This is a genomic window from Arthrobacter sp. NPDC057259, from assembly GCF_042668995.1.
Classification (GTDB): Bacteria; Actinomycetota; Actinomycetes; order Actinomycetales; family Micrococcaceae; genus Arthrobacter.
In genome coordinates this window covers 49,927-69,003 of the sequence record NZ_JBHUYA010000005.1, presented here as the reverse complement: position 1 = coordinate 69,003, position 19,077 = coordinate 49,927, and the positions used below count along the sequence as shown (strand labels likewise).

The 19,077-nt window shown below is 69.6% G+C and carries 18 protein-coding genes and 1 pseudogene; 12 read left to right on the top strand and 7 right to left on the bottom strand.

Annotated features, from left to right (window positions below; all coding sequences use genetic code 11):
• Positions 1-2 precede the first annotated feature (2 nt).
• Positions 3-590, bottom strand: a pseudogene (locus ACFUCU_RS09630) (murein hydrolase activator EnvC family protein); the annotation flags it as partial.
• 504 nt (positions 591-1,094) lie between these two features.
• Here ACFUCU_RS09630 and rpsB point away from each other — a divergent pair.
• The 6 genes from rpsB to ACFUCU_RS09600 all read left to right on the top strand — a co-directional run bounded on the left by rpsB (position 1,095) and on the right by ACFUCU_RS09600 (position 6,116).
• Positions 1,095-1,973 carry a 30S ribosomal protein S2 gene (gene rpsB, locus ACFUCU_RS09625; protein ID WP_377972254.1) on the top strand — a complete coding sequence of 293 codons (879 nt, stop codon included), beginning with the start codon at positions 1,095-1,097 and terminating at the stop codon, positions 1,971-1,973.
• 138 nt (positions 1,974-2,111) lie between these two features.
• Entirely contained in the window at positions 2,112-2,948 is an 837-nt protein-coding gene (gene tsf / locus ACFUCU_RS09620; protein WP_290258403.1) for a translation elongation factor Ts, read from the top strand.
• 154 nt (positions 2,949-3,102) lie between these two features.
• Positions 3,103-3,840, top strand: coding sequence for a UMP kinase (gene pyrH / locus ACFUCU_RS09615; protein ID WP_290258402.1), 738 nt, complete (start codon positions 3,103-3,105; stop codon positions 3,838-3,840).
• Positions 3,841-3,915: 75 nt separating this feature from the next.
• Positions 3,916-4,473 (top strand): ribosome recycling factor, encoded by a 558-nt coding sequence (frr, locus tag ACFUCU_RS09610; RefSeq protein WP_290258401.1) that lies wholly within the window; start codon positions 3,916-3,918, stop codon positions 4,471-4,473.
• Positions 4,473-5,393, top strand: a complete 921-nt coding sequence (locus tag ACFUCU_RS09605; protein ID WP_290258400.1) for a phosphatidate cytidylyltransferase — start codon at positions 4,473-4,475, stop codon at positions 5,391-5,393. The genes frr and ACFUCU_RS09605 overlap by 1 nt, the downstream gene beginning before the upstream one ends.
• Before the next feature lie 144 nt (positions 5,394-5,537).
• A complete protein-coding gene (locus tag ACFUCU_RS09600; RefSeq protein WP_377972508.1) occupies positions 5,538-6,116 on the top strand; it encodes a DivIVA domain-containing protein in 579 nt (192 codons plus the stop codon).
• Between the two features lie 36 nt (positions 6,117-6,152).
• On the opposite strand, the gene ACFUCU_RS09595 is transcribed toward ACFUCU_RS09600, so the two are convergent.
• The 4 genes from ACFUCU_RS09595 to ACFUCU_RS09580 form a co-directional block, all read right to left on the bottom strand.
• The gene (locus ACFUCU_RS09595; protein ID WP_377972253.1) at positions 6,153-7,619 is read right to left on the bottom strand and encodes a cation acetate symporter; all 1,467 of its coding nucleotides are present in this window, start codon (positions 7,617-7,619) and stop codon (positions 6,153-6,155) included.
• 7 nt (positions 7,620-7,626) lie between these two features.
• A complete protein-coding gene (locus ACFUCU_RS09590; RefSeq protein ID WP_290258398.1) occupies positions 7,627-8,001 on the bottom strand; it encodes a hypothetical protein in 375 nt (124 codons plus the stop codon).
• Entirely contained in the window at positions 7,998-8,717 is a 720-nt protein-coding gene (locus ACFUCU_RS09585) for a LytTR family DNA-binding domain-containing protein (protein ID WP_290258397.1), read from the bottom strand. The genes ACFUCU_RS09590 and ACFUCU_RS09585 overlap by 4 nt, the downstream gene beginning before the upstream one ends.
• Positions 8,718-8,782: 65 nt before the next feature.
• Complete coding sequence (locus ACFUCU_RS09580) at positions 8,783-9,994, bottom strand: sensor histidine kinase (RefSeq protein ID WP_377972250.1); 1,212 nt, start codon at positions 9,992-9,994, stop codon at positions 8,783-8,785.
• 197 nt (positions 9,995-10,191) lie between these two features.
• Here ACFUCU_RS09580 and ACFUCU_RS09575 point away from each other — a divergent pair, with 197 nt between their 5' ends.
• Together ACFUCU_RS09575 and ACFUCU_RS09570 are read left to right on the top strand one after the other, a co-directional pair.
• Positions 10,192-10,572, top strand: coding sequence for a DUF485 domain-containing protein (locus ACFUCU_RS09575; protein WP_290258576.1), 381 nt, complete (start codon positions 10,192-10,194; stop codon positions 10,570-10,572).
• Positions 10,569-12,197 carry a cation acetate symporter gene (locus ACFUCU_RS09570; protein ID WP_290258395.1) on the top strand — a complete coding sequence of 543 codons (1,629 nt, stop codon included), beginning with the start codon at positions 10,569-10,571 and terminating at the stop codon, positions 12,195-12,197. Before ACFUCU_RS09575 ends, ACFUCU_RS09570 begins: the two co-directional genes overlap by 4 nt.
• A 76-nt stretch (positions 12,198-12,273) precedes the next feature.
• Here the strand turns inward: ACFUCU_RS09570 and ACFUCU_RS09565 are convergent, their stop codons facing one another.
• Entirely contained in the window at positions 12,274-12,747 is a 474-nt protein-coding gene (locus ACFUCU_RS09565) for an Lrp/AsnC family transcriptional regulator (protein ID WP_290258394.1), read from the bottom strand.
• 197 nt (positions 12,748-12,944) lie between these two features.
• Here ACFUCU_RS09565 and pdhA point away from each other — a divergent pair, with 197 nt between their 5' ends.
• The 3 genes from pdhA to ACFUCU_RS09550 are packed head-to-tail and all read left to right on the top strand — an operon-like array spanning position 12,945 to position 16,527.
• Positions 12,945-14,123 (top strand): pyruvate dehydrogenase (acetyl-transferring) E1 component subunit alpha, encoded by a 1,179-nt coding sequence (pdhA, locus tag ACFUCU_RS09560; protein ID WP_364137086.1) that lies wholly within the window; start codon positions 12,945-12,947, stop codon positions 14,121-14,123.
• The gene (locus tag ACFUCU_RS09555) at positions 14,123-15,133 is read left to right on the top strand and encodes an alpha-ketoacid dehydrogenase subunit beta (RefSeq protein ID WP_377972248.1); all 1,011 of its coding nucleotides are present in this window, start codon (positions 14,123-14,125) and stop codon (positions 15,131-15,133) included. Before pdhA ends, ACFUCU_RS09555 begins: the two co-directional genes overlap by 1 nt.
• The gene (locus tag ACFUCU_RS09550; RefSeq protein ID WP_377972246.1) at positions 15,130-16,527 is read left to right on the top strand and encodes a dihydrolipoamide acetyltransferase family protein; all 1,398 of its coding nucleotides are present in this window, start codon (positions 15,130-15,132) and stop codon (positions 16,525-16,527) included. The genes ACFUCU_RS09555 and ACFUCU_RS09550 overlap by 4 nt, the downstream gene beginning before the upstream one ends.
• Positions 16,528-16,635: 108 nt before the next feature.
• Here the strand turns inward: ACFUCU_RS09550 and ACFUCU_RS09545 are convergent, their stop codons facing one another.
• Positions 16,636-17,256 (bottom strand): TetR/AcrR family transcriptional regulator, encoded by a 621-nt coding sequence (locus ACFUCU_RS09545; protein WP_364137092.1) that lies wholly within the window; start codon positions 17,254-17,256, stop codon positions 16,636-16,638.
• A 205-nt stretch (positions 17,257-17,461) separates the two neighbouring features.
• On the opposite strand from ACFUCU_RS09545, the gene ACFUCU_RS09540 reads away from it, so the two are divergent.
• A complete protein-coding gene (locus tag ACFUCU_RS09540) occupies positions 17,462-19,069 on the top strand; it encodes a carboxyl transferase domain-containing protein (protein ID WP_377972245.1) in 1,608 nt (535 codons plus the stop codon).
• Positions 19,070-19,077: the final 8 nt, after the last annotated feature.

Below are 19,077 nucleotides of genomic sequence, written 5' to 3'. Positions count from 1 at the left end.
TACTCCTCGCCGCGGCGGACGCCCCAGTGCAGGCAGGGCGTGCCGCCGCAGTGGCCGGGCGGTGCAGACTGCGCGGCTGCCACCGCACCCACCGGGGATCCGGCCGCTACCGGGTCCCCGGCCCGCAGGCTCGTCTCCACGGGTTCGAAGCTGCTCCGGAGCCCGTCCCCGTGATCGATGGTCAGCACCGGGCGGTCCACCACCACGCCGGCGAAACTGACCCGTCCCGGAGCCGGTGCGCTGACCACAGCCCCGGCCTCGGCCCGCAGGTCCACCCCGCGGTGGCCGCTGAGCCACGGCCGGTCCGGCGGATCGAAGCCGCGCACCACCGCGGGCCTGGGGGAGAGCGGCCAGACCCAGCCCCGTGCCGGCGCCGCGCGTGCCGGCACCGCCCGCGCCCCGCGGGTCGAAGCCCCGCCGCCCGCCGTCGACTTGGGGCCAGAAGCCAACGCCGTCGCGGCTCCGATGGCCGCGGCACGGACGGCCGCCTGGCCGGAAAACGCTGCCGAAGGGCGCGGCGGTGCCGTCGGCGCTAGGGACTGGGCCAGCGCAACGGCGAGCAGCAGCGGGAGCACAGAGAACAGGGTCATGGTTTCAGCATGGGAACCGGGGCTGTGCCGGAACAGGCACCCGGCACGCCATGTGGACAACTCCTTTGAGGCCCCCGGATTCGCCCTTCAAGACACCGCCGCCGGCGCCCCGTCAGCACCCCGAAGCACCCCCGCCGGGCGCCCCGACCGCGTCCGTCGGGCGGGGACCGCTGTAGTACACTAGGTGGAGCAGTCTGCTGTTCCCCTCATGCCCCGATTCGTTGCGCTGTCCTTCCCGGACGTGCCGCGGAAGGCAGCACATCTCATTCAGGAGTGCGGGAATGCTTGCTGACTACGCGTATCCAGCCCTCTGCAGCCGAAGCCCCGCTCCGGACGAGGAGGACTGCGCCCCTTGCGGTCCGGACCCCATGGCCCGGATGAGGAGCGCGGTGGATACCAGGAGGAGCTCCCGGAACCGGGTGCTGCTAATCAACCGTCAACTATTGGCAGGGTAAGAGGGCCTCACGGCTCTCTCATGAATGACCTGCCGGAAGGAGCGTCGGCATGCCCGTCGTAACCATGCGCCAGCTGCTTGACAGCGGCGTCCACTTTGGACACCAGACCCGTCGTTGGAACCCGAAGATGAAGCGCTTCATCTTCACGGAGCGCAACGGCATCTACATCATCGACCTGCAGCAGTCGCTGTCCTACATCGACCGTGCCTACGAGTTCGTGAAGGCCACCGTTGCACACGGCGGCACCGTCCTCTTCGTCGGTACCAAGAAGCAGGCACAGGAAGCCATCGCCGAGCAGGCCACCCGCGTCGGCCAGCCGTACGTCAACCAGCGTTGGCTCGGCGGTATGCTGACCAACTTCCAGACGGTTTCCAAGCGCATCCAGCGCATGAAGGAACTCGAAGAGATCGACTTCGACGACGTCGCCGGTTCCGCTTACACCAAGAAGGAACTGCTGCTTTTGCGTCGCGAGCTGACCAAGCTGGAGACCAACCTCGGCGGTATCCGCAACCTGACCAAGGCGCCTTCGCTCCTGTGGGTTGTCGACACCAAGAAGGAACACCTCGCCGTCGACGAAGCCAAGAAGCTGAACATCCCGGTTGTGGCCATCCTGGACACCAACTGCGATCCGGACGAAGTTGACTTCCCGATCCCGGGTAACGACGACGCTATCCGCTCCGTGAACCTGCTGACCCGCGTCGTTGCCGACGCCGTTGCCGAGGGCCTGATCGCCCGCAACCAGCGCGCCACGGGCACCACGGAAGCCCCGGAAGAGCCGCTGGCCGAGTGGGAGCGCGAGCTCCTCGAAGGCAACAAGGCCGAAGAGGCTGCCCCGGCCGCCGAAGCTGCTCCCGCCGCCGAAGCTGCTCCCGCGGCCGAGGCTGCTCCGGAAGCCGCCGAGGCCCCGGCCGCGGACGACGCCAAGTAGTCACCCCGGCTTAGCCGCACTTCCCCGCGCGCTGCCCGCAGCGTGCGGGGGTACCGACAGGATGGCCGCTCACTTTGCGTGAGCAGCCGTCCTGTCGGTCCGTACACCAGACAAAATTTTCTAGACAGAGGGGTTCACATGGCGAACTACACTGCTGCTGACATCAAGGCCCTGCGCGAGCGCACCGGCGCCGGCATGATGGACGTCAAGAAGGCTCTCGACGAGGCCAACGGCGACGCCGAGAAGGCCATCGAGATCATCCGCATCAAGGGCCTCAAGGGTGCCACCAAGCGCGAAGGCCGCTCCACGGCCGAGGGCCTGGTTGCCGCCAAGGTCGCCAACGGCGTCGGCGTGATGGTCGAAGTCAACTGCGAGACCGACTTCGTTGCCAAGGCTGACAAGTTCATCCAGCTGGCCGACAAGGTCCTGACCGTCGCCGTCGAGTCCGGCGCTGCCGACCTCGAGGCCCTCCTGGCCACCGACGTTGACGGCAAGCCGCTCTCCGAGGTTGTCGTCGAAGAAGGCGCCATCCTGGGCGAGAAGGTCGTCGTCCGCCGCATCGCCCGCATCGAGGCCCCGACCGTCGACGCGTACCTGCACAAGACGTCCAAGGACCTCCCGGCCCAGGTCGGCGTCCTGTTCGCCGTCGACGGTGAAGGCGAAGCCGCCACCGCCGCCGCCCACGACGTCGCCGTCCACATCGCCGCCATGGCCCCGAACTACCTGACCCGCGAGGACGTCCCGTCCGAGCTGGTCGAGTCCGAGCGCCGCATCGCTGAGGAAACCGCAAAGGCCGAGGGCAAGCCCGAAGCCGCGATGACCAAGATCGTCGAAGGCCGCGTCACCGGCTTCTACAAGGGCGAGGTCCTGGTTGACCAGGCATTCGCCAAGGACGCCAAGAAGTCCGTCGCCGCCGTCCTCGAAGAGGCCGGCGTGAAGGCTACCGGCTTCGCACGCTTCCGCGTCGGTTCCTAACCGGCAACGCCAGGGGGTGGTCACTTCGGTGGCCACCCCTTTTGCATGCGCAGGAGACCCCCGGGCGCCTGCGCCGGGACCGGCGGCGGCAGGGAATGCCGCCTCCGGGCCCCGGCACGATAACCTTTTGAGAGCTCACCAACGGGAAGGCACCATGGATACCGTCAACAATTCCGCCCAGCCAACGAAGACGCGGCGCCGCGTCCTCCTCAAGCTCTCCGGCGAGGTCTTCGGCGGCGGCAAGCTGGGCGTCGACCCGGACACCGTCCGCGGGGTCGCCAAGCAGATCGCCGCGGCCGTCCCGGACGTCGAGGTCGCGATCGTCGTCGGCGGCGGAAACTTCTTCCGCGGCGCCGAGCTCTCGCAGAGCGGCATGGACCGCTCCCGCGCCGACTACATGGGCATGCTCGGCACGGTCATGAACTGCCTGGCGCTGCAGGACTTCCTGGAGCAGGCCGGCGTCGAGACCCGCGTGCAGAGCGCCATCACCATGGGCCAGGTCGCCGAGGCGTACATCCCGCGCCGCGCCATCCGCCACATGGAGAAGGGCCGCGTCGTGATCTTCGGCGCCGGCGCAGGCCTGCCCTACTTCTCCACCGACACCGTCGCCGCGCAGCGCGCGATGGAGGTGCACGCCGACGTCGTCCTGATGGCCAAGAGCGGCGTCGACGGCGTCTACACCGCCGACCCGAAGAAGGACCCCACCGCGGAGAAGCTGCACAAGCTCAGCTACGACGAGGCCCTGCGCCGCGACATCCGCGTCATGGACCAGACCGCCATGACCATGTGCAAGGACAATAACCTCACCATGGTCGTCTTCGGCATGGAGGGCGAGGGCAACGTCACCCGTGCCATCCGCGGCGAGGACCTGGGCACCGTAGTCACCCCCTAGCTCCGGCTAGGATGGTTTGAGGACAGTTCAGCTCCCCGGGCTCTGGGGCGCGCACCAAATTTCTGAGGAGAGAACGTGATCGAAGAGACCTTGCTCGAAGCCGGCGACAAGATGGACAAGGCGGTCGAGGTTGCCAAGGAAGACTTCGCCTCGATCCGCACCGGCCGCGCCACCCCGGGCCTGTACAACAAGGTCATGGTGGAGTACTACGGCTCGCCCACCCCGCTGCAGCAGCTGGCGTCCTTCGCCGTGCCGGACGCCCGCACCATCCTCATCACCCCGTTCGACAAGACCGCCCTGCGGGACATCGAACGCGCCCTGAGCGACTCCGAGGTGGGCGCCAACCCCTCCAACGACGGCAACGTCATCCGGGTCACCATCCCGGAACTGACCAAGGAACGCCGCAAGGAGTACGTCAAGATCGTCAAGTCCAAGGGCGAGGACGCCAAGGTGTCCATCCGCAACATCCGCCGCAAGGCCAAGGAAACCCTGGACAAGCTGGTCAAGGACGGCGAGGCCGGCGAGGACGAGGGAACCCGTGCCGAGAAGGAACTGGACGCCCTGACCAAGTCCCACGTCGACGGCATCGACGAGCTGCTCAAGCGCAAGGAAGCCGAGCTGCTCGAGGTCTGATGACAGGCGAACAGCAGGCACCCGGGCCGCGCGTCCGGGTGAGGGGGAAAGAGCGGAAGAACCCGACGCCCAAGGCGGGCAGGAATCTTCCCGCCGCGACGGCCGTCGGCCTCGCCATGCTCTTTGCGGTGCTCGGCGGCCTGCTGTTCCTGCCCCTGGCCTTCGTCCTGATCGTCACCGCCTTCGCCGTCTTCGGCGTCTGGGAGGTCTACCGGGCCCTGGAGGCCTCCGGCACCCGGCTGCCGATCATCCCCGCGATGACCGGCACCGTGGCGATGCCGGTCTCCGCCTACTTCGGCGGCCCGGAAAGCCTCATGTTCGCGTTCCTGCTCAGCAGCGTCGCGGTGCTGCTGTGGCGGTCGCTGGAGGGCGCCGCGGGCTCGGCCCGCAGCATCTTCGCCGGCGTCTTCACCATGGCGTGGGTCCCGTTCCTGATCAGCTTCGCGGTCCTGCCGCTGCATGCCGCCGGCGGGGTCACGCCGGTCGGCTTCTGGCCAAACGGCGTGGTGCCCGTCGGTGCCTGGCAGATCGGCACCCTGCTGCTGCTGGTGGTCTCCAACGACACCTTCGGCTACCTCGTCGGCGCGTCCCTCGGCAAACACCCGATGGCTCCCAAGATCAGCCCGAAGAAGTCCTGGGAAGGCTTCGCCGGGTCCGTGGGCGGGGCCGTCGTCGTCGGCGTCCTGGCCTCGATCTTTGTCCTCGGTGAGCCGTGGTGGTTTGGTGCCGCCCTCGCCGTGGGCATGGTGGGAGCGGCGACCGCCGGTGACCTTGCCGAGTCCATGGTCAAGCGTGAGCTTGGCATCAAGGACATGGGCAACAGCCTGCCGGGCCACGGGGGAGTGATGGACCGGCTGGACTCCATCGTCTTCGCCTCGCCGGTGGCCTTCATGATCTTCTCTGCCGCCGCGGGCGGCTGAGCGGGCGGACAACCCCGCCCCGGCGCCTACAATGGTGCCCGTAAAAAGCGCCGTACCGGATCGGCCAGAGCCGGACAACCAGCGCCGAACAACAAGAGCCGCACGGCCTCGAAGGATAAGAAGTAAACAGTGGACAGCAACCGAGTGGACCTCAACCGGCAGATCCCTGCCTCCTTTGACCGCGTCCAGCGCAACCAGTACGGCTACAACGCCAAGCAGGTGGACCAGTTCCTGCGGCAGGCCCGGGTCTCCTTCGAGACCCCGCAGGCCGCCGAGCGCGTGGTCAGGAGCGCCGATGTCCGCGCCGTCACCTTCGACCCGGTCAAGGGCGGCTACGCGGCCGCCGCCGTGGACGCGGCCCTGGACCGGCTCGAGGACGCCCTGGCCCGCAGGGAACGCGACGAACTGGTCGGCGAACGCGGCGAGGACGCCTGGCTGCGCGAGATCGGCCGGCTGGCCGGGCTCCTCCGCGGCCGGCTGCACCGACCGGACGGCCAGCGCTTCCGGCGGCCGGCGAAGGCCAAAGTCCGCAGCTACAACATCGCCGACGTCGACGGCCTCTGCCACGAGCTGATCGGCTACCTGGACGAGGACCAGCCGCTCAGCGTGGACAACGTCCGCCGCGCCACCTTCCGGCCTGCCGTCGGCCGCGACGGCTACGAGGAAACCCAGGTGGATGCATTCCTGGACAAAGTCGTCGAACTCATGGCCGCCATCGACTGACGCGGCCCTAGCGACCGGCCGCCAACTGACCCGGAGCTAGCGCTCCGTCACGAGCGGCCGCTCGGGGGTGTGCAGCCGGGTCATGAGCCGGGTGATGCTGCTCGGCACCCGGCCCCGGGTGGCCCGGGACACCAGGACCATGACGGCGAACGCGGCCGGCACCGTCCACGCCGCCGGCTGCGCCAGCCACGAGGGCGTCCCCGCCGCGCCCAGCACCGCGCCGGCCAGCATCGAACCGCCGCACGCCAGCGCCCCGGTCAGCATCCCCGCGATCGCCCCGGCATCGGTCAAACCGCGCCACCAGATCCCCAGCAGCAGCACCGGGCAGATGGTCGAGGCGGTGAAGGCGAACACCAGCCCCACGCTCCCGGCCAGCGCCGTCGAATCCGTCGTCGCGGCGATCCCCAGCGGCACCACGGCCGAGAACAGCGCCGCGAGCCGGAAGCCGCGGACGCTGCCGCCCAGGATGTCCTGGCTGATCACGCCGGCCAGCGAGACCACCAGCCCGGAGGTGGTGGACAGGAACGCCGCGAACGCCCCGGCCACCACCAGCGCGGAGAGCAGGTCCCCGGCGAGGCCGCCGATCATCCGGCCCGGCAGCAGCAGCACCAGCGCGTCGGCCTGCCCCGCCCCCGCGGCGCCGGGGGCGAAGACCCGCCCGATCAGCCCGTACGCGGTGGGGAAGAGGTAGAAGACGGACAGCAGGCCCAGCACGATCAGGGTGGTCCGCCGCGCCGACTGGCCGTCCGGGTTGGTGTAGAAGCGCACCAGCACGTGCGGCAGGCCCAGCGTCCCGAAGAGCAGCGCCACCAGCAGCGAGATGTTCTGGTACGGGCCGGCCGGCGGCAGCCCGGTGGGGTTCACCGGCGCCTCGGCCACGGCGGGGGTACCGGTGCCGGCGAGCACCAGCAGCAGGAACAGCAGCGGCACGGCCAGGGCGGTGAGCTTCAGCCAGTACTGGAAGGCCTGGACGAAGGTGATGGAGCGCATCCCGCCGGCCATCACGGTGACGCAGACGACGGCGATCACGGCCACCTGGCCCACCCAGGCCGGCAGGCCGGTGGTGATCCGGATGGCCAGCGCCGCGCCGTGCAGCTGCGGGACGATGTACAGCCAGCCCACCATCACCACCACCAGGCTGGTGACCCGGCGGACGGCCCGGGATTCCAGCCGCGCCTCGGTGAAGTCCGGGATGGTGTACGCGCCGGAGCGGCGCAGCGGGGCCGCCACGAACAGCAGCAGCATCAGGTACCCGGCGGTGTAGCCCACCGGATACCAGAGGGCGTCGGTGCCCGAGAGCAGGATCAGCCCGGCCACGCCGAGGAAGCTGGCCGCGGAGAGGTATTCGCCGCCGATGGCCGAGGCGTTCCACCAGGGCCGGACGGTGCGGGACGCGACGTAGAAGTCACCGGTTGTGCGGGAGATCCGCAGGCCGTAGAAACCGATCACGGCGGTGGCGAGGGTGACGGCGGCGAAGGCGGCGACGCCGACCACCGGGTTCATGGCCGCCTCACCGCTCGCCGGCGAGGTCGCGGTAGCGGGCCTCGTTCCGGGCGGCGGTCCGGACGTAGAGCCAGGCGCTCAGCCCGATCACCGGATAGATCCCGGCGCCGAGCAGCACCCAGTCGAAGGGCAGGCCGGCGATCCGCAGCTCGGCGAGTCCCGGCACCAGACCCAGCAGCAGGGCGAAACCCAGCATGATCAGCAGGAACCCGGCGGCCACCACGATCCCGAGCCGGAGCTGGGACCGGATCAGCGCGCGGACGAACACCTGACCGGCGTCGGTCTCTTCCGCCGCCTTCCGTGCCTCAGCCGCGGCTCTGCCACGCCCGGAACCGGCGCCCGTGGCGACGCGGCGCGGGGCGGTGACCCTGACCCGGGTCATGCCTGCGGCCGGATCCGGGTGGCCTCCAGCTTTTCCCGAACCGGGGGCAGGTGCCGGCGGCTGATCGGCAGTTCGGCGCCGGCCACCGCCACGCTGGGCCGGCCCGCCGCCAGCTTCAAGTGACCGACGTGGGCCAACGACACCAGGTAGGAGCGGTGGATGCGCAGGAACCCGGCCTCGGCCCACTGCTGCTCCAGGTCCGCCAGCGGCACCCGGATCAGGTAGCTGGCGTCCGCGGTGTGCAGCCGGGCATAGTCGCCCTGGGCCTGGACGTAGGTGACGTCGTCGCGGCGGATCATCTTGGTGGTGCCACCGAGGTCCACGGTGATCATTTCCGGGGCCGGGCCGCCATCACGCAGCAGCTCGCTGATCCGGCCCACGGAGCGGGCCAGCCGCTCGGCGCGGACGGGCTTGAGCAGGTAGTCCACGGCCGCGAGCTCGAAGGCCTCGAGGGCGCAGTCCTCGTCCGCGGTGACGAAGACGACGGCGGGCGGCCGGGCGCTGCGGGCGATCACCCGGGCGATGTCCAGGCCGGAGAGGGCGGGCATGTGGATGTCGAGGAAGACGGCGTCGACGTCGGCGCTCTCCAGGGTGCGGAGCGCCTCGGCGCCGGAGGAGGCGCGGTGGATGGTGCCGATCCGGTCGTCCCGGCCCAGCAGGAACGCCAGCTCCTCCACGGCGGGCAGCTCGTCGTCGGCGACGAGGACGTTAATCATGGTCCTAGGGTACCGCCGTGCCGGAGCCCCGACGGGCGCCATGGCGGCGTGGGCCGGGCGTTGGCTCAGGCGTCGTGGCGGGGCTGGGACTTCGGGACGCGCAGGGTGATCAGCGTGCCCTCGCCGGGCGCCGTCTCGATCACCAGGCCGTTGTCCTCGCCGTAGACCTGCCGCAGCCGCGCGTCCACGTTGTGCAGGCCCACGTGGTCGCCGCCGCTGTGCCCGGCCAGGACCGAGCGCAGCTGATCCGGGTCCATGCCGACGCCGTCGTCCTCGATCGTCACCTCGGCGAACGCGCCCGAATCGTTGGCCGTGATGCTGATGTGCCCGGGCCCCTCCTTGGCCTCCAGGCCATGCCGGACGGCGTTCTCCACCAGCGGCTGCAGGCTCAGGAACGGGATCACGGTGCTTAGCACCTCCGGCGCGATCCGGAGGCTGACCTGCACCCGCTCGCCGAAGCGGGCGCGCTCCAGCAGCAGGTACCGGTCAATGCAGCGCAGCTCCTCGGCCAGGGTGGTGAAGTCCCCGTGCCGGCGGAACGAATAGCGGGTGAAGTCGGCGAACTCCACCACCAGCTCCCGGGCCCGGACCGGGTCCGTATTGATGAAGGATGCGATCGCGTTCAGTGAGTTGTAGATGAAGTGTGGGCTGATCTGGGCCCGCAGCGCCCGGACCTCCGCCTCCATCAGCAGCGTCCGGGAGGCATCGAGTTCGGCCAGTTCCACCTGGGTGGCCACCCAGTCCGCCACCTCGCCGGTTGCCCGGACCAGGCCGGACCCCGCCTCGGGTGCGAATGCGGCCACCACTCCGGCCACCCCGGACCCTACCCGGATGGGCGCGATGACGGCCGCGTAGCCGGCTCCGGGGGCGCCGGCGGGGGAGCGGCCGCCCGGGGCCCGCAGCTCCCCGGCGGGGATCACGGCGGTGTGGCCGCCCGCCAGCACCGTCGCGGCCACCTCCATCAGGACCGGGCGGAGTTCCTCGGCCGCGCCGTCCCAGGCCAGGACGCCCGTGGTGTCCGTGATGGCGAACCCGTCGCAGCCGAGCAGCCCGCGCAGCTGCCGGCTGGCCTTGCCCGCGCCGGCAGGGTTCAGGCCGGTCCGCAGGTGCTGGCCGGCCCGGGACGCGGCGTGCAGGGTCTTATAGGTGGCCCGCTCGGCGTCGGTGCCAAGGTCGCGGAAGGAGCGCAGGACCTTGAGCCCGACGGCGATGACGACGGCGATCGCCAGCGCGATCACGGCGATGGCCGCGGCGCTGACAAGGGGGGAGTCCGGCATGTTGCCAGCGTAGCGCCCGGCCGGGCGGTCCGCCGTTTGTCGCAGCGCGGCGACCGCTGGGCGACGCCGCCCGCGCCGGTGCTGGAATCTAGCCCACGTCACGTTGCACAGTGATTCCAGTCACACAATCCCGGGGGAGTGTTGTCCGGAGGCCGGAATGCCCGGCGGTGACTCGCCAGTCTCAATGAGGAGGAATGATGGGTCACGACGCCCAGCATACGGACGCAGCGGCGTCCGTGGACTTCAAGCAAGTCCAGTCGACGGAGCAGTTCCAGGAACTGCGCAAACGTCACCGCAGCTTCGTCTTTCCGATGGCCATCGCGTTCCTGCTGTGGTACTTCGCCTACGTCCTGCTGGCCGACTATGCGGTGGGCTTCATGTCCACCAAGGTCTGGGGCAACATCAACGTCGGCCTGATCCTGGGCCTGCTGCAGTTCGTGTCCACGTTCGCGATCACGGGCTGGTACGTCAGCTACTCGAACCGGAAGCTGGACCCCATCGCCTCCGAGATCCGCCAGGAGATCGAAGGCCACGAGTTCGACAAGCACGGCAACCGAGTGAGCGGAACGGCCCAATGACACTGCACGCATCCCTGACGGTCCCCGCGGTCAACGTCGCCGCGCTCAAGGACACCACCCTCCTTAACATGGGCATCTTCGCCCTCTTCGTCGCGGTCACCATGGTGATCGTGTTCCGCGCCAGCCGGAACAACAAAACCGCCGCCGACTACTACGCCGCCGGCCGGTCCTTCACCGGTTCGCAGAACGGCACCGCCATCGCCGGCGACTACCTCTCCGCCGCGTCCTTCCTGGGCATCACCGGCGCGATCGCGGTCAACGGCTACGACGGCTTCATGTACTCCATCGGCTTCCTCGTCGCCTGGCTGGTGGCGCTGCTGCTGGTGGCCGAACTGCTCCGCAATACGGGCAAGTTCACCATGGCAGACGTGCTCTCCTTCCGGCTCCGGCAGCGTCCGGTCCGGATCGCCGCGGCCATCTCCACCCTGGCCGTCTGCTTCTTCTACCTGCTCGCCCAGATGGCCGGCGCCGGCAGCCTGATCTCCCTACTGCTGGGCATCAGCGACTGGGGCGGACAGGCGCTGGTGATCATCGTCGTCGGCGCCCTGATGATCATGTACGTCCTGATCGGCGGCATGAAGGGCACCACCTGGGTGCAGATCATCAAGGCCATGCTGCTGATCGCCGGCGCCGCCGTGATGACCTTCTGGGTCCTCGCGATCTACGGCTTCAACCTCTCGGACCTGCTCGGCGGCGCCGCGGAGACGGCCAAAAACCCGGCCGTCCTGAACCCGGGCCTGCAGTACGGCAAGTCGGACACGTCCAAGCTGGACTTCATGTCCCTGGGCCTGGCCCTGGTGCTCGGCACCGCGGCCCTGCCGCACGTGCTGATGCGCTTCTACACGGTCCCCACCGCCAAGGAAGCCCGCAAGTCCGTGGTCTGGTCCATTTGGCTGATCGGCATCTTCTACCTGTTCACCCTGGTCCTGGGCTACGGTGCCGCGGCCCTCGTGGGCGCCGACACCATCAAGGGCGCCCCCGGCGGCGTGAACTCCGCCGCCCCGCTGCTGGCCTTCCACCTCGGCGGCCCGCTGCTGCTGGGCTTCATCTCGGCGGTGGCGTTCGCCACGATCCTCGCCGTCGTCGCCGGCCTCACCATCACCGCGGCGGCATCCTTCGCCCACGACATCTACGCCAACGTGATCGCCAAGGGCAAGGCCGACGCCGAGACCGAGGTCAAGGTGGCGCGCCGCACGGTGATCGTCATCGGCATCCTCGCCATCGCCGGCGGCATCTTCGCCAACGGCCAGAACGTCGCCTTCCTGGTGGCCCTGGCCTTCGCCGTCGCCGCCTCCGCGAACCTGCCCACCATCGTGTACTCGCTGTTCTGGCGACGGTTCACCACCCAGGGCGCGATCTGGAGCATGTACGGCGGCCTCGCCGCCGCCATCATCCTGATCGCCCTCTCCCCGGTGGTCTCCGGCACGAAGACCTCGATGATCGCCGGCGCGAACTTCGCGATCTTCCCGCTCAGCAACCCCGGCATCGTCTCCATCCCGCTCGCGTTCTTCCTGGGCTGGCTGGGCACCGTGCTGGATAAGCGGCGCGAGGACACCACCAAGCAGGCCGAGATGGAGGTCCGCTCCCTGACCGGGGTGGGCGCGGAGAAGGCCACCAACCACTAACCCGCCACCGCGTAGCTGCATCACCGAACGCACAGGACCCCCGCGCCGCCGGCGCGGGGGTCCTGTGCGTTCCGGGTCAGCCCTCGGCCGGGCCGCGTTCGAGCAGCGGTTGGATCCGGAACGGGATCATCTCGCTCATCGCCAGAGCCGTGTCCGTCCGGTCCACCCCGTCGCAGGAGAGGATCTTGCCGTTGATCCGGAACAGGTCCTCGGCGTCGCGCGCCACCACGCGCAGCAGCAGGTCGGCCGAGCCGGTCAGGCCATAGCCCTCCAAGATCTCCGGGACCGCGGCCAGCTCCACCGCCAGCCTGCCCAGCTTCTGCTGCTGGACGTGGACCGAGATGAAGGCCATCAGCGGGTAGCCCAGCGTGGCCGGATTGATCCGGCGCTCGAAAGAGAGGAACACGTGCTTCTTCTCCAGCTGGGCCATCCGGGCCTGCACCGTGTTGCGGGAGAGTCCCAGCTTCTGTGCGAGGGCCACGACGGTGCCGCGCGGGTCCCGCGCCATGGCCGAAAGCAAGCGGGTGTCCGTGCCATCCAAGGGTTGCATAGTGCGCAAGGTTAGCACGGTCCAGAACGTCTGAACCGGGCAGGATGCTCAAAATATCAGTGGGTGGTTGTACCCAATGGCACTTGTGAGTAGGGTCACAACTATCCGGGGCAACGGCGCCCGGGTGGCCGCCGCGCGCTGGGATCACGAGTCCCGCGGGCAGGGGTCAGACGACGTCAGAAGGTTGCGGACAAACTGTGTTTACCGACGACGCGGGCCAGGGCGGCGCAGCCCCCGGCGGCCCCGGAAACAGTGCAGGATCGAACAGGCGCACGGGCGGGGATCTCGTCCAGCTCATCACCCCGGGGGGTGAACGCGTCAGCCATCCCGAGTTCGACCCCTGGGTCCAGGACATCGGCGATGACGTGCTGACCTCCCTCTACGAGGACATGGTGGCCATCCGGAGGATCGACGCCGAGGCCACCGCTCTGCAGCGCCAGGGCGAGCTCGCCCTCTGGCCGCCGCTGCTGGGCCAGGAAGCCTCCCAGATCGGCTCCGCCCGGGCCCTGCGCGAGGACGACTTCGTCTTCCCCAGCTACCGGGACAACGGCGTCGCCTACGTCCGCGGCGTGAAGCCCGCGGACATCGTCAAGGCCTGGCGCGGCAACGCCCTCGCCGGCTGGGACCCGTACACCGTGAACGTCGCCACCCAGCAGATCATCATCGGCGCGCAGAGCCTCCACGCCACCGGCTACGCCATGGGCATCCAGAACGACGGCGCCGACTCCGCGGCCGTGGCCTACTTCGGCGACGGCGCCACCAGCGAGGGCGACGTCAACGAGGCGATGGTCTTCGCGGCCAGCTTCCAGGCCCCCGTCATCTTCTTCTGCCAGAACAACCACTGGGCCATCTCCGAGCCCGTGATGCTGCAGTCCCACATCCAGATCGCGGACCGGGCCTCCGGCTTCGGCATCCCCAGCATGCGGGTGGACGGCAACGACGTCCTCGCCGTGCTGGCCGCCACCCGGATCGCCCTGGACCGGGCCCGGCGAGGCGGCGGCCCCACCTTCATCGAGGCCGTCACCTACCGCATGGGCCCGCACACGACGGCGGACGATCCCACCCGGTACCGGGACGCCAACGAGCTCGAGGACTGGGCCGCTAAGGACCCGATCCACCGCCTCAAGGTGCTCCTGGAGCGCAAGGGCCTGCTGACCGCAGACGTGGAAACCGCCGTCGCCGCCACGGCCGACGCCGTGGCCAAGGAACTGCGCTCCGGCACCATCAACATGCCCGAACCGCAGCCGCTGCAGATCTTCGAGCACGTCTACAGCACCCCGCACTCCTGGCTGGACCGCCAGCAGGACCACTACACCCGTTACCTGGCCTCCTTCGGCGATCCCGCAGGTGCCCCCTCCGAAGAAGGTGCTCGCTGATGACGCAGATGACCTTTGCCCGGGCGATTAACTCCGGCCTGCGCAAATCCCTCGACAACGATCCCAAGGTGATCCTCATGGGCGAGGACATCGGCACCCTTGGCGGCGTCTTCCGCGTCACCGACGGGCTGCAGAAGGACTTCGGCAAGCACCGCGTCGTGGACACCCCGCTCGCCGAATCCGGCATCCTCGGCACCGCCGTCGGCCTCGCCTACCGCGGCTACCGCCCGGTGGTGGAGATCCAGTTCGACGGCTTCATCTACCCGGCCTTCGACCAGATCGTCAGCCAGGTCGCCAAGATGCACTACCGGACCATGGGTGTCGTGAAGATGCCCATCACCATTCGCGTGCCCTTCGGCGGCGGCATCGGTTCACCCGAACACCACTCCGAGTCGCCCGAGGCGTACTTCACCCACACCTCCGGCCTGCGCGTGGTCAGCGTCTCCAACCCGCAGGACGCGTACACGATGATCCAGCAGGCCATCGCCTGCGACGATCCGGTCCTCTACTTCGAGCCCAAGCGCCGCTACCACGACAAGGGCGAGGTGGACGAGTCCCTGGACCTCTCCGCTGCCCCGTCGATGGAAAAGGCCCGGGTGGTCACCGAGGGCACCGACGTGACCCTGGTGGCCTACGGCCCGCTGGTCAAGACCGCACGTGACGCCGCGCTCGCCGCCGCCGACGAGGGCGTCTTCGTCGAGGTCATCGACCTGCGCTCCCTCGCCCCGGTGGACTTCGCCACGCTGGAGGCCTCGGTCCGCAAGACCGGCCGCCTGGTCATCACGCACGAGGCCAGCCAGTCCGGCGGCCTCGGCGCCGAGGTCGCCGCGAGCATCACCGAACGCTGCTTCTACCACCTCGAGGCCGCCCCCGTCCGGGTCACCGGCTTCGACGTCCCGTACCCCTACTCCAAGCTGGAAATGCACCACCTGCCCGGACTGGACCGGATCCTCGACGGCGTGGACCGGGCCTTGGGCCGCCCCAACTCTTTGAGCGGGCTGGAAGGATGAGCGCAACCATGATCAAGGAATTCCGCCTCCCGGACCTCGGCGAAGGCCTGACGGAATCTGAAATCGTCGCCTGGAAGGTCGGCGTGGGGGACACCGTCACCCTGAACCAGATCATCGCCGAGGTGGAGACCGCGAAGGCCGTCGTCGAGCTGCCCTCGCCGTTCGCCGGCGTCGTCACCGCGCTGCACGAACAGCCCGGCACCGTGGTGGAGGTCGGCAAGCCGATTGTCTCCTTCGAGATCGAGGGCGACGACGACGGCGGCGCCAGTGCGAATTCGGGCGAGGCGCCCGCCAAGCGGGAACCGACGCTGGTGGGCTACGGCGCCATGCCGGAGGGCTCCGGCCGGCCGGCCCGCCGGGCACGGACCTTTTCCGCCGCGGCTGCACCGGCTGCTTCGGCGGCCGCACCCGCTCCGGCTCCTGCTGCCGCTTCCACACCTGCCCCGGCACCGTCACCCGCCGCCGTCGCCGTCCCGCCGAGTGGCGCCCCTGCTGCCGAGCGGCCCCGCTCCACCCCGCCGGTCCGCAAGCTGGCCAAGGACCTCGGCGTCGACCTCGCCGCCGTCACCGGCACGGGGGAGCACGGCCTGATCACCCGGGAGGACGTGCGGAACTTCGTCGGCGGCGGGGACCTCCCGGTCGCCCCGCAGGAACTGGCCGGCGCGCGGCCGGCTACTGCCCCGGCGGCCGGCGAACGGGAAACCCGGACCCCGATCAAGGGCGTCCGGAAGTTCACCGCCGCGGCCATGGTCGCCAGCGCTTTCACCGCGCCGCACGTGACCGAGTTCCTGACCCTGGACGTCACGCCCACCATGGAACTGCTTGCCAGGCTCAAGGACAGCCGGGCCTTCTCCGGGTACAAGCTCACCCCGCTGACCCTGGTGTCCAAGGCCGTGTTGATCGCCCTGCGCAGCCACCCCACGCTCAACGCCCGGTGGGACGAGGCCAACCAGGAGATCGTCCAGTTCAACTACGTCAACCTCGGCATCGCGGCCGCCACGCCGCGCGGGCTGACCGTGCCGAACATCAAGGACGCGGACCGGATGTCGCTGACCCAGCTCTCCACCGCGCTCACCGAGCTGACCGAGACCGCCCGCGCCGGCAAGACCGCACCGGCGGATCTCTCCGGCGGCACCATCTCGATCACCAACATCGGCGTCTTCGGAATCGATGCCGGGACCCCCATCCTCAACCCGGGCGAGGCCGCCATCCTGGCCGTCGGCGCGGTGCGGAAGATGCCGTGGGAGTACCGGGACGAGGTGACGCTGCGCCAGGTCATGACCCTCAGCCTCTCCTTCGACCACCGGCTGGTCGACGGCGAACAGGGCTCCCGCTTCCTGCAGGACGTCGGTGCGCTGCTGTCCGACCCCGGCATGGCAATCGCCATGGCCTAGGTTTATCAGCCCACGGGGCCGGGCATCCCTCCTTTGCCGGAGGGGCGCCCGGCCCTTTGGCGTTCAAGGGCAGGGCCGTCCGGGGGAGACCCGCCCAGGGGAGTTCGCCTAGCGCGTGCCGTTGCCCGGGGCCGTCAGGGCGGCCAGGGCCATGCCCTCCAGCAGCGGCCGGGCACGCTTGAGCGCCATCCGGCGGCCTTGGGTGCGGACCGAGTGCGGGGTGGAGTTGATCAGGCCGAAGGTTGCGTGGGCGCGCATCCGCAGCTCGGCCGGGTCCGTGTCCGGGTGCAGTCCGGAGAGCACGTCCACCCACAGCTCCACGTAGTTCCGCTGCAGGGTCCGGACCTCGGCCTGGTCCTCGTCGGCGAGGTTGCTGAAGTCCTGGTCCTGGACCCGGATCACGTCCGGGTGGCTGAGGGCGAAGTCGACGTGGAACTCGACCAGGCCGGCCAAGGCGGTCTCCGCGGTCCCGGCGCCGGCCACCACGGCCCGGCCGCCGTCGAGCAGGTCCTGGCTGACGCTGAGCAGCATGGCCCCCAGCACCGCCTGCTTGCCGGCGAAGTGCCGGTAGACGGCGGGGCCGCTGACGCCGGCCGCGGCGCCGAGATCCTCCAAGGAGACCCGGTTGAAGCCCTCGGCGGCGAAGAGCGCGGCCGCGGCCTGCAGCAGCGCCTGCCGGCGGCTCTCCTTAGCCCGGCTGCGCTGGGTTGGCTGGCTGGATTCGGTCACCGGCTCACCCTTCTTCTCGGCTGGTCTGGGTATTCACTGTGCTGCACGGGCTCCGTACACCGGGCTGCAACCCGCCGCACCGGCGCTCCTGTGTTGGACATCACAGTTAGTAGAGACTAACCTAAAACTCAGTTATGCGTTACTAACCGAAATGGCCGGACCGGCCGCCCTCAGGGCCCGGTCCGGCCGGGGATGGAAGCAGTCAATGGAGACAATCGCCAGCCTGGTGGATCCGGGCAGCGCAGGCTTCGCCGCCAACCGGGAGGCCCAGCTGGGCCTGGCCCGGGAACTGAAGGAGCGACTGGCCGCCGCCGCGCTCGGCGGGCCGGAAAAGTCCCGCGAACGCCACGTCGCCCGCGGCAAGCTGCTGCCGCGCGAGCGCATCGACCGGCTCCTGGACGACGGCAGCCCCTTCCTGGAAATCGCACCGCTCGCCGCGGACGGCATGTACGACGGCGATTCGCCCGGCGCCGGCGTGATCGCCGGCATCGGCCTGGTCCACGGCCGACAGGTGCTGGTCATCTCCAACGACGCCACCGTCAAGGGCGGCACCTACTACCCGATGACGGTCAAGAAGCACCTCCGCGCCCAGGAGATCGCGCTGGAGAACCGCCTGCCCTGCATCTACCTGGTGGACTCCGGCGGGGCGTTCCTGCCCCGGCAGGACGAGGTCTTCCCGGACAAGGAGCACTTCGGCCGGATCTTCTTCAACCAGGCGCAGATGTCCGCGGCGAAAATTCCGCAGATCGCCTCCGTCATGGGCTCCTGCACCGCCGGCGGCGCCTACGTGCCCGCGATGAGCGATGAGACCGTGATTGTCCGCAACCAGGGCACCATCTTCCTCGGTGGCCCGCCGCTGGTGAAGGCGGCGATCGGCGAGATCGTCACGGCCGAGGAACTCGGCGGCGGCGACGTGCACTCGAAGATCTCCGGCGTCACCGACCACCTGGCCGAGAACGACGAGCACGCCCTGCAGATCGTCCGCGACATCGTCTCCACCCTGCCGCGGCCGGCCGCCCCCGCCTGGGAGATCGACACCGTCGTCGAACCCGAAGCGGACCCGGCCGTGCTCTACGGCGCCGTCCCCACCGACGTCAACGCCCAGTACGACGTCCGCGAGGTCATCGCCCGGCTGGTGGACGGCAGCCGCTTCCACGAGTTCAAGAAGAACTACGGCACCACCCTGGTCACCGGCTTCGCCAAGCTGCACGGCCACCCCGTGGGCATCGTGGCCAACAACGGCGTCCTGTTCAGCGAGTCCTCCCTCAAGGGTGCACACTTCGTCGAACTCTGCGACCAGCGCGGGATCCCGCTGATCTTCCTGCAGAACCTCTCCGGCTTTATGGTCGGCAAGGACTACGAACAGGGCGGCATCGCCAAGAACGGCGCCAAGATGGTCACCGCCGTCGCCACCGCCCGGGTGCCCAAGCTCACCGTGGTGATCGGCGGCTCCTTCGGCGCCGGCAACTACTCAATGTGCGGCCGGGCCTATTCGCCGCGCTTCCTCTGGATGTGGCCGGCCTCCCGGATCTCGGTCATGGGCGGCAACCAGGCCTCCAGCGTCCTCGCCACGGTCAAGCGCGACCAGTACGAGGCCCGCGGCGAGGAATGGTCCGCCGCGGACGAGGAGGCCTTCAAGGCCCCGATCAAGCAGCAGTACGAGGACCAGGGCAGCCCCTACTACTCGACCGCCCGCCTGTGGGACGACGGCATCATCGACCCCGCGGACACCCGCACCGTTCTGGGACTGGCGCTCGACGTCGTCTCCCGCACCCCGCTGCCGGAGACCTCCTTCGGCCTCTTCCGGATGTGAGCCCCGCC

Excerpts from the sequence above, each read along its gene's own strand:
- rpsB (WP_377972254.1), top strand. The coding sequence starts at position 1,095 with ATGCCCGTCGTAACCATGCGCCAGCTGCTTGACAGCGGCGTCCACTTT.
- tsf (WP_290258403.1), top strand. The coding sequence starts at position 2,112 with ATGGCGAACTACACTGCTGCTGACATCAAGGCCCTGCGCGAGCGCACC.
- pyrH (WP_290258402.1), top strand. The coding sequence starts at position 3,103 with ATGGATACCGTCAACAATTCCGCCCAGCCAACGAAGACGCGGCGCCGC.
- ACFUCU_RS09605 (WP_290258400.1), top strand. The coding sequence starts at position 4,473 with ATGACAGGCGAACAGCAGGCACCCGGGCCGCGCGTCCGGGTGAGGGGG.
- ACFUCU_RS09595 (WP_377972253.1), bottom strand. The coding sequence starts at position 7,619 with ATGAACCCGGTGGTCGGCGTCGCCGCCTTCGCCGCCGTCACCCTCGCC.
- ACFUCU_RS09590 (WP_290258398.1), bottom strand. The coding sequence starts at position 8,001 with ATGACCCGGGTCAGGGTCACCGCCCCGCGCCGCGTCGCCACGGGCGCC.
- ACFUCU_RS09585 (WP_290258397.1), bottom strand. The coding sequence starts at position 8,717 with ATGATTAACGTCCTCGTCGCCGACGACGAGCTGCCCGCCGTGGAGGAG.
- ACFUCU_RS09580 (WP_377972250.1), bottom strand. The coding sequence starts at position 9,994 with ATGCCGGACTCCCCCCTTGTCAGCGCCGCGGCCATCGCCGTGATCGCG.
- ACFUCU_RS09575 (WP_290258576.1), top strand. The coding sequence starts at position 10,192 with ATGGGTCACGACGCCCAGCATACGGACGCAGCGGCGTCCGTGGACTTC.
- ACFUCU_RS09570 (WP_290258395.1), top strand. The coding sequence starts at position 10,569 with ATGACACTGCACGCATCCCTGACGGTCCCCGCGGTCAACGTCGCCGCG.
- ACFUCU_RS09565 (WP_290258394.1), bottom strand. The coding sequence starts at position 12,747 with ATGCAACCCTTGGATGGCACGGACACCCGCTTGCTTTCGGCCATGGCG.
- ACFUCU_RS09555 (WP_377972248.1), top strand. The coding sequence starts at position 14,123 with ATGACGCAGATGACCTTTGCCCGGGCGATTAACTCCGGCCTGCGCAAA.
- ACFUCU_RS09550 (WP_377972246.1), top strand. The coding sequence starts at position 15,130 with ATGAGCGCAACCATGATCAAGGAATTCCGCCTCCCGGACCTCGGCGAA.
- ACFUCU_RS09540 (WP_377972245.1), top strand. The coding sequence starts at position 17,462 with ATGGAGACAATCGCCAGCCTGGTGGATCCGGGCAGCGCAGGCTTCGCC.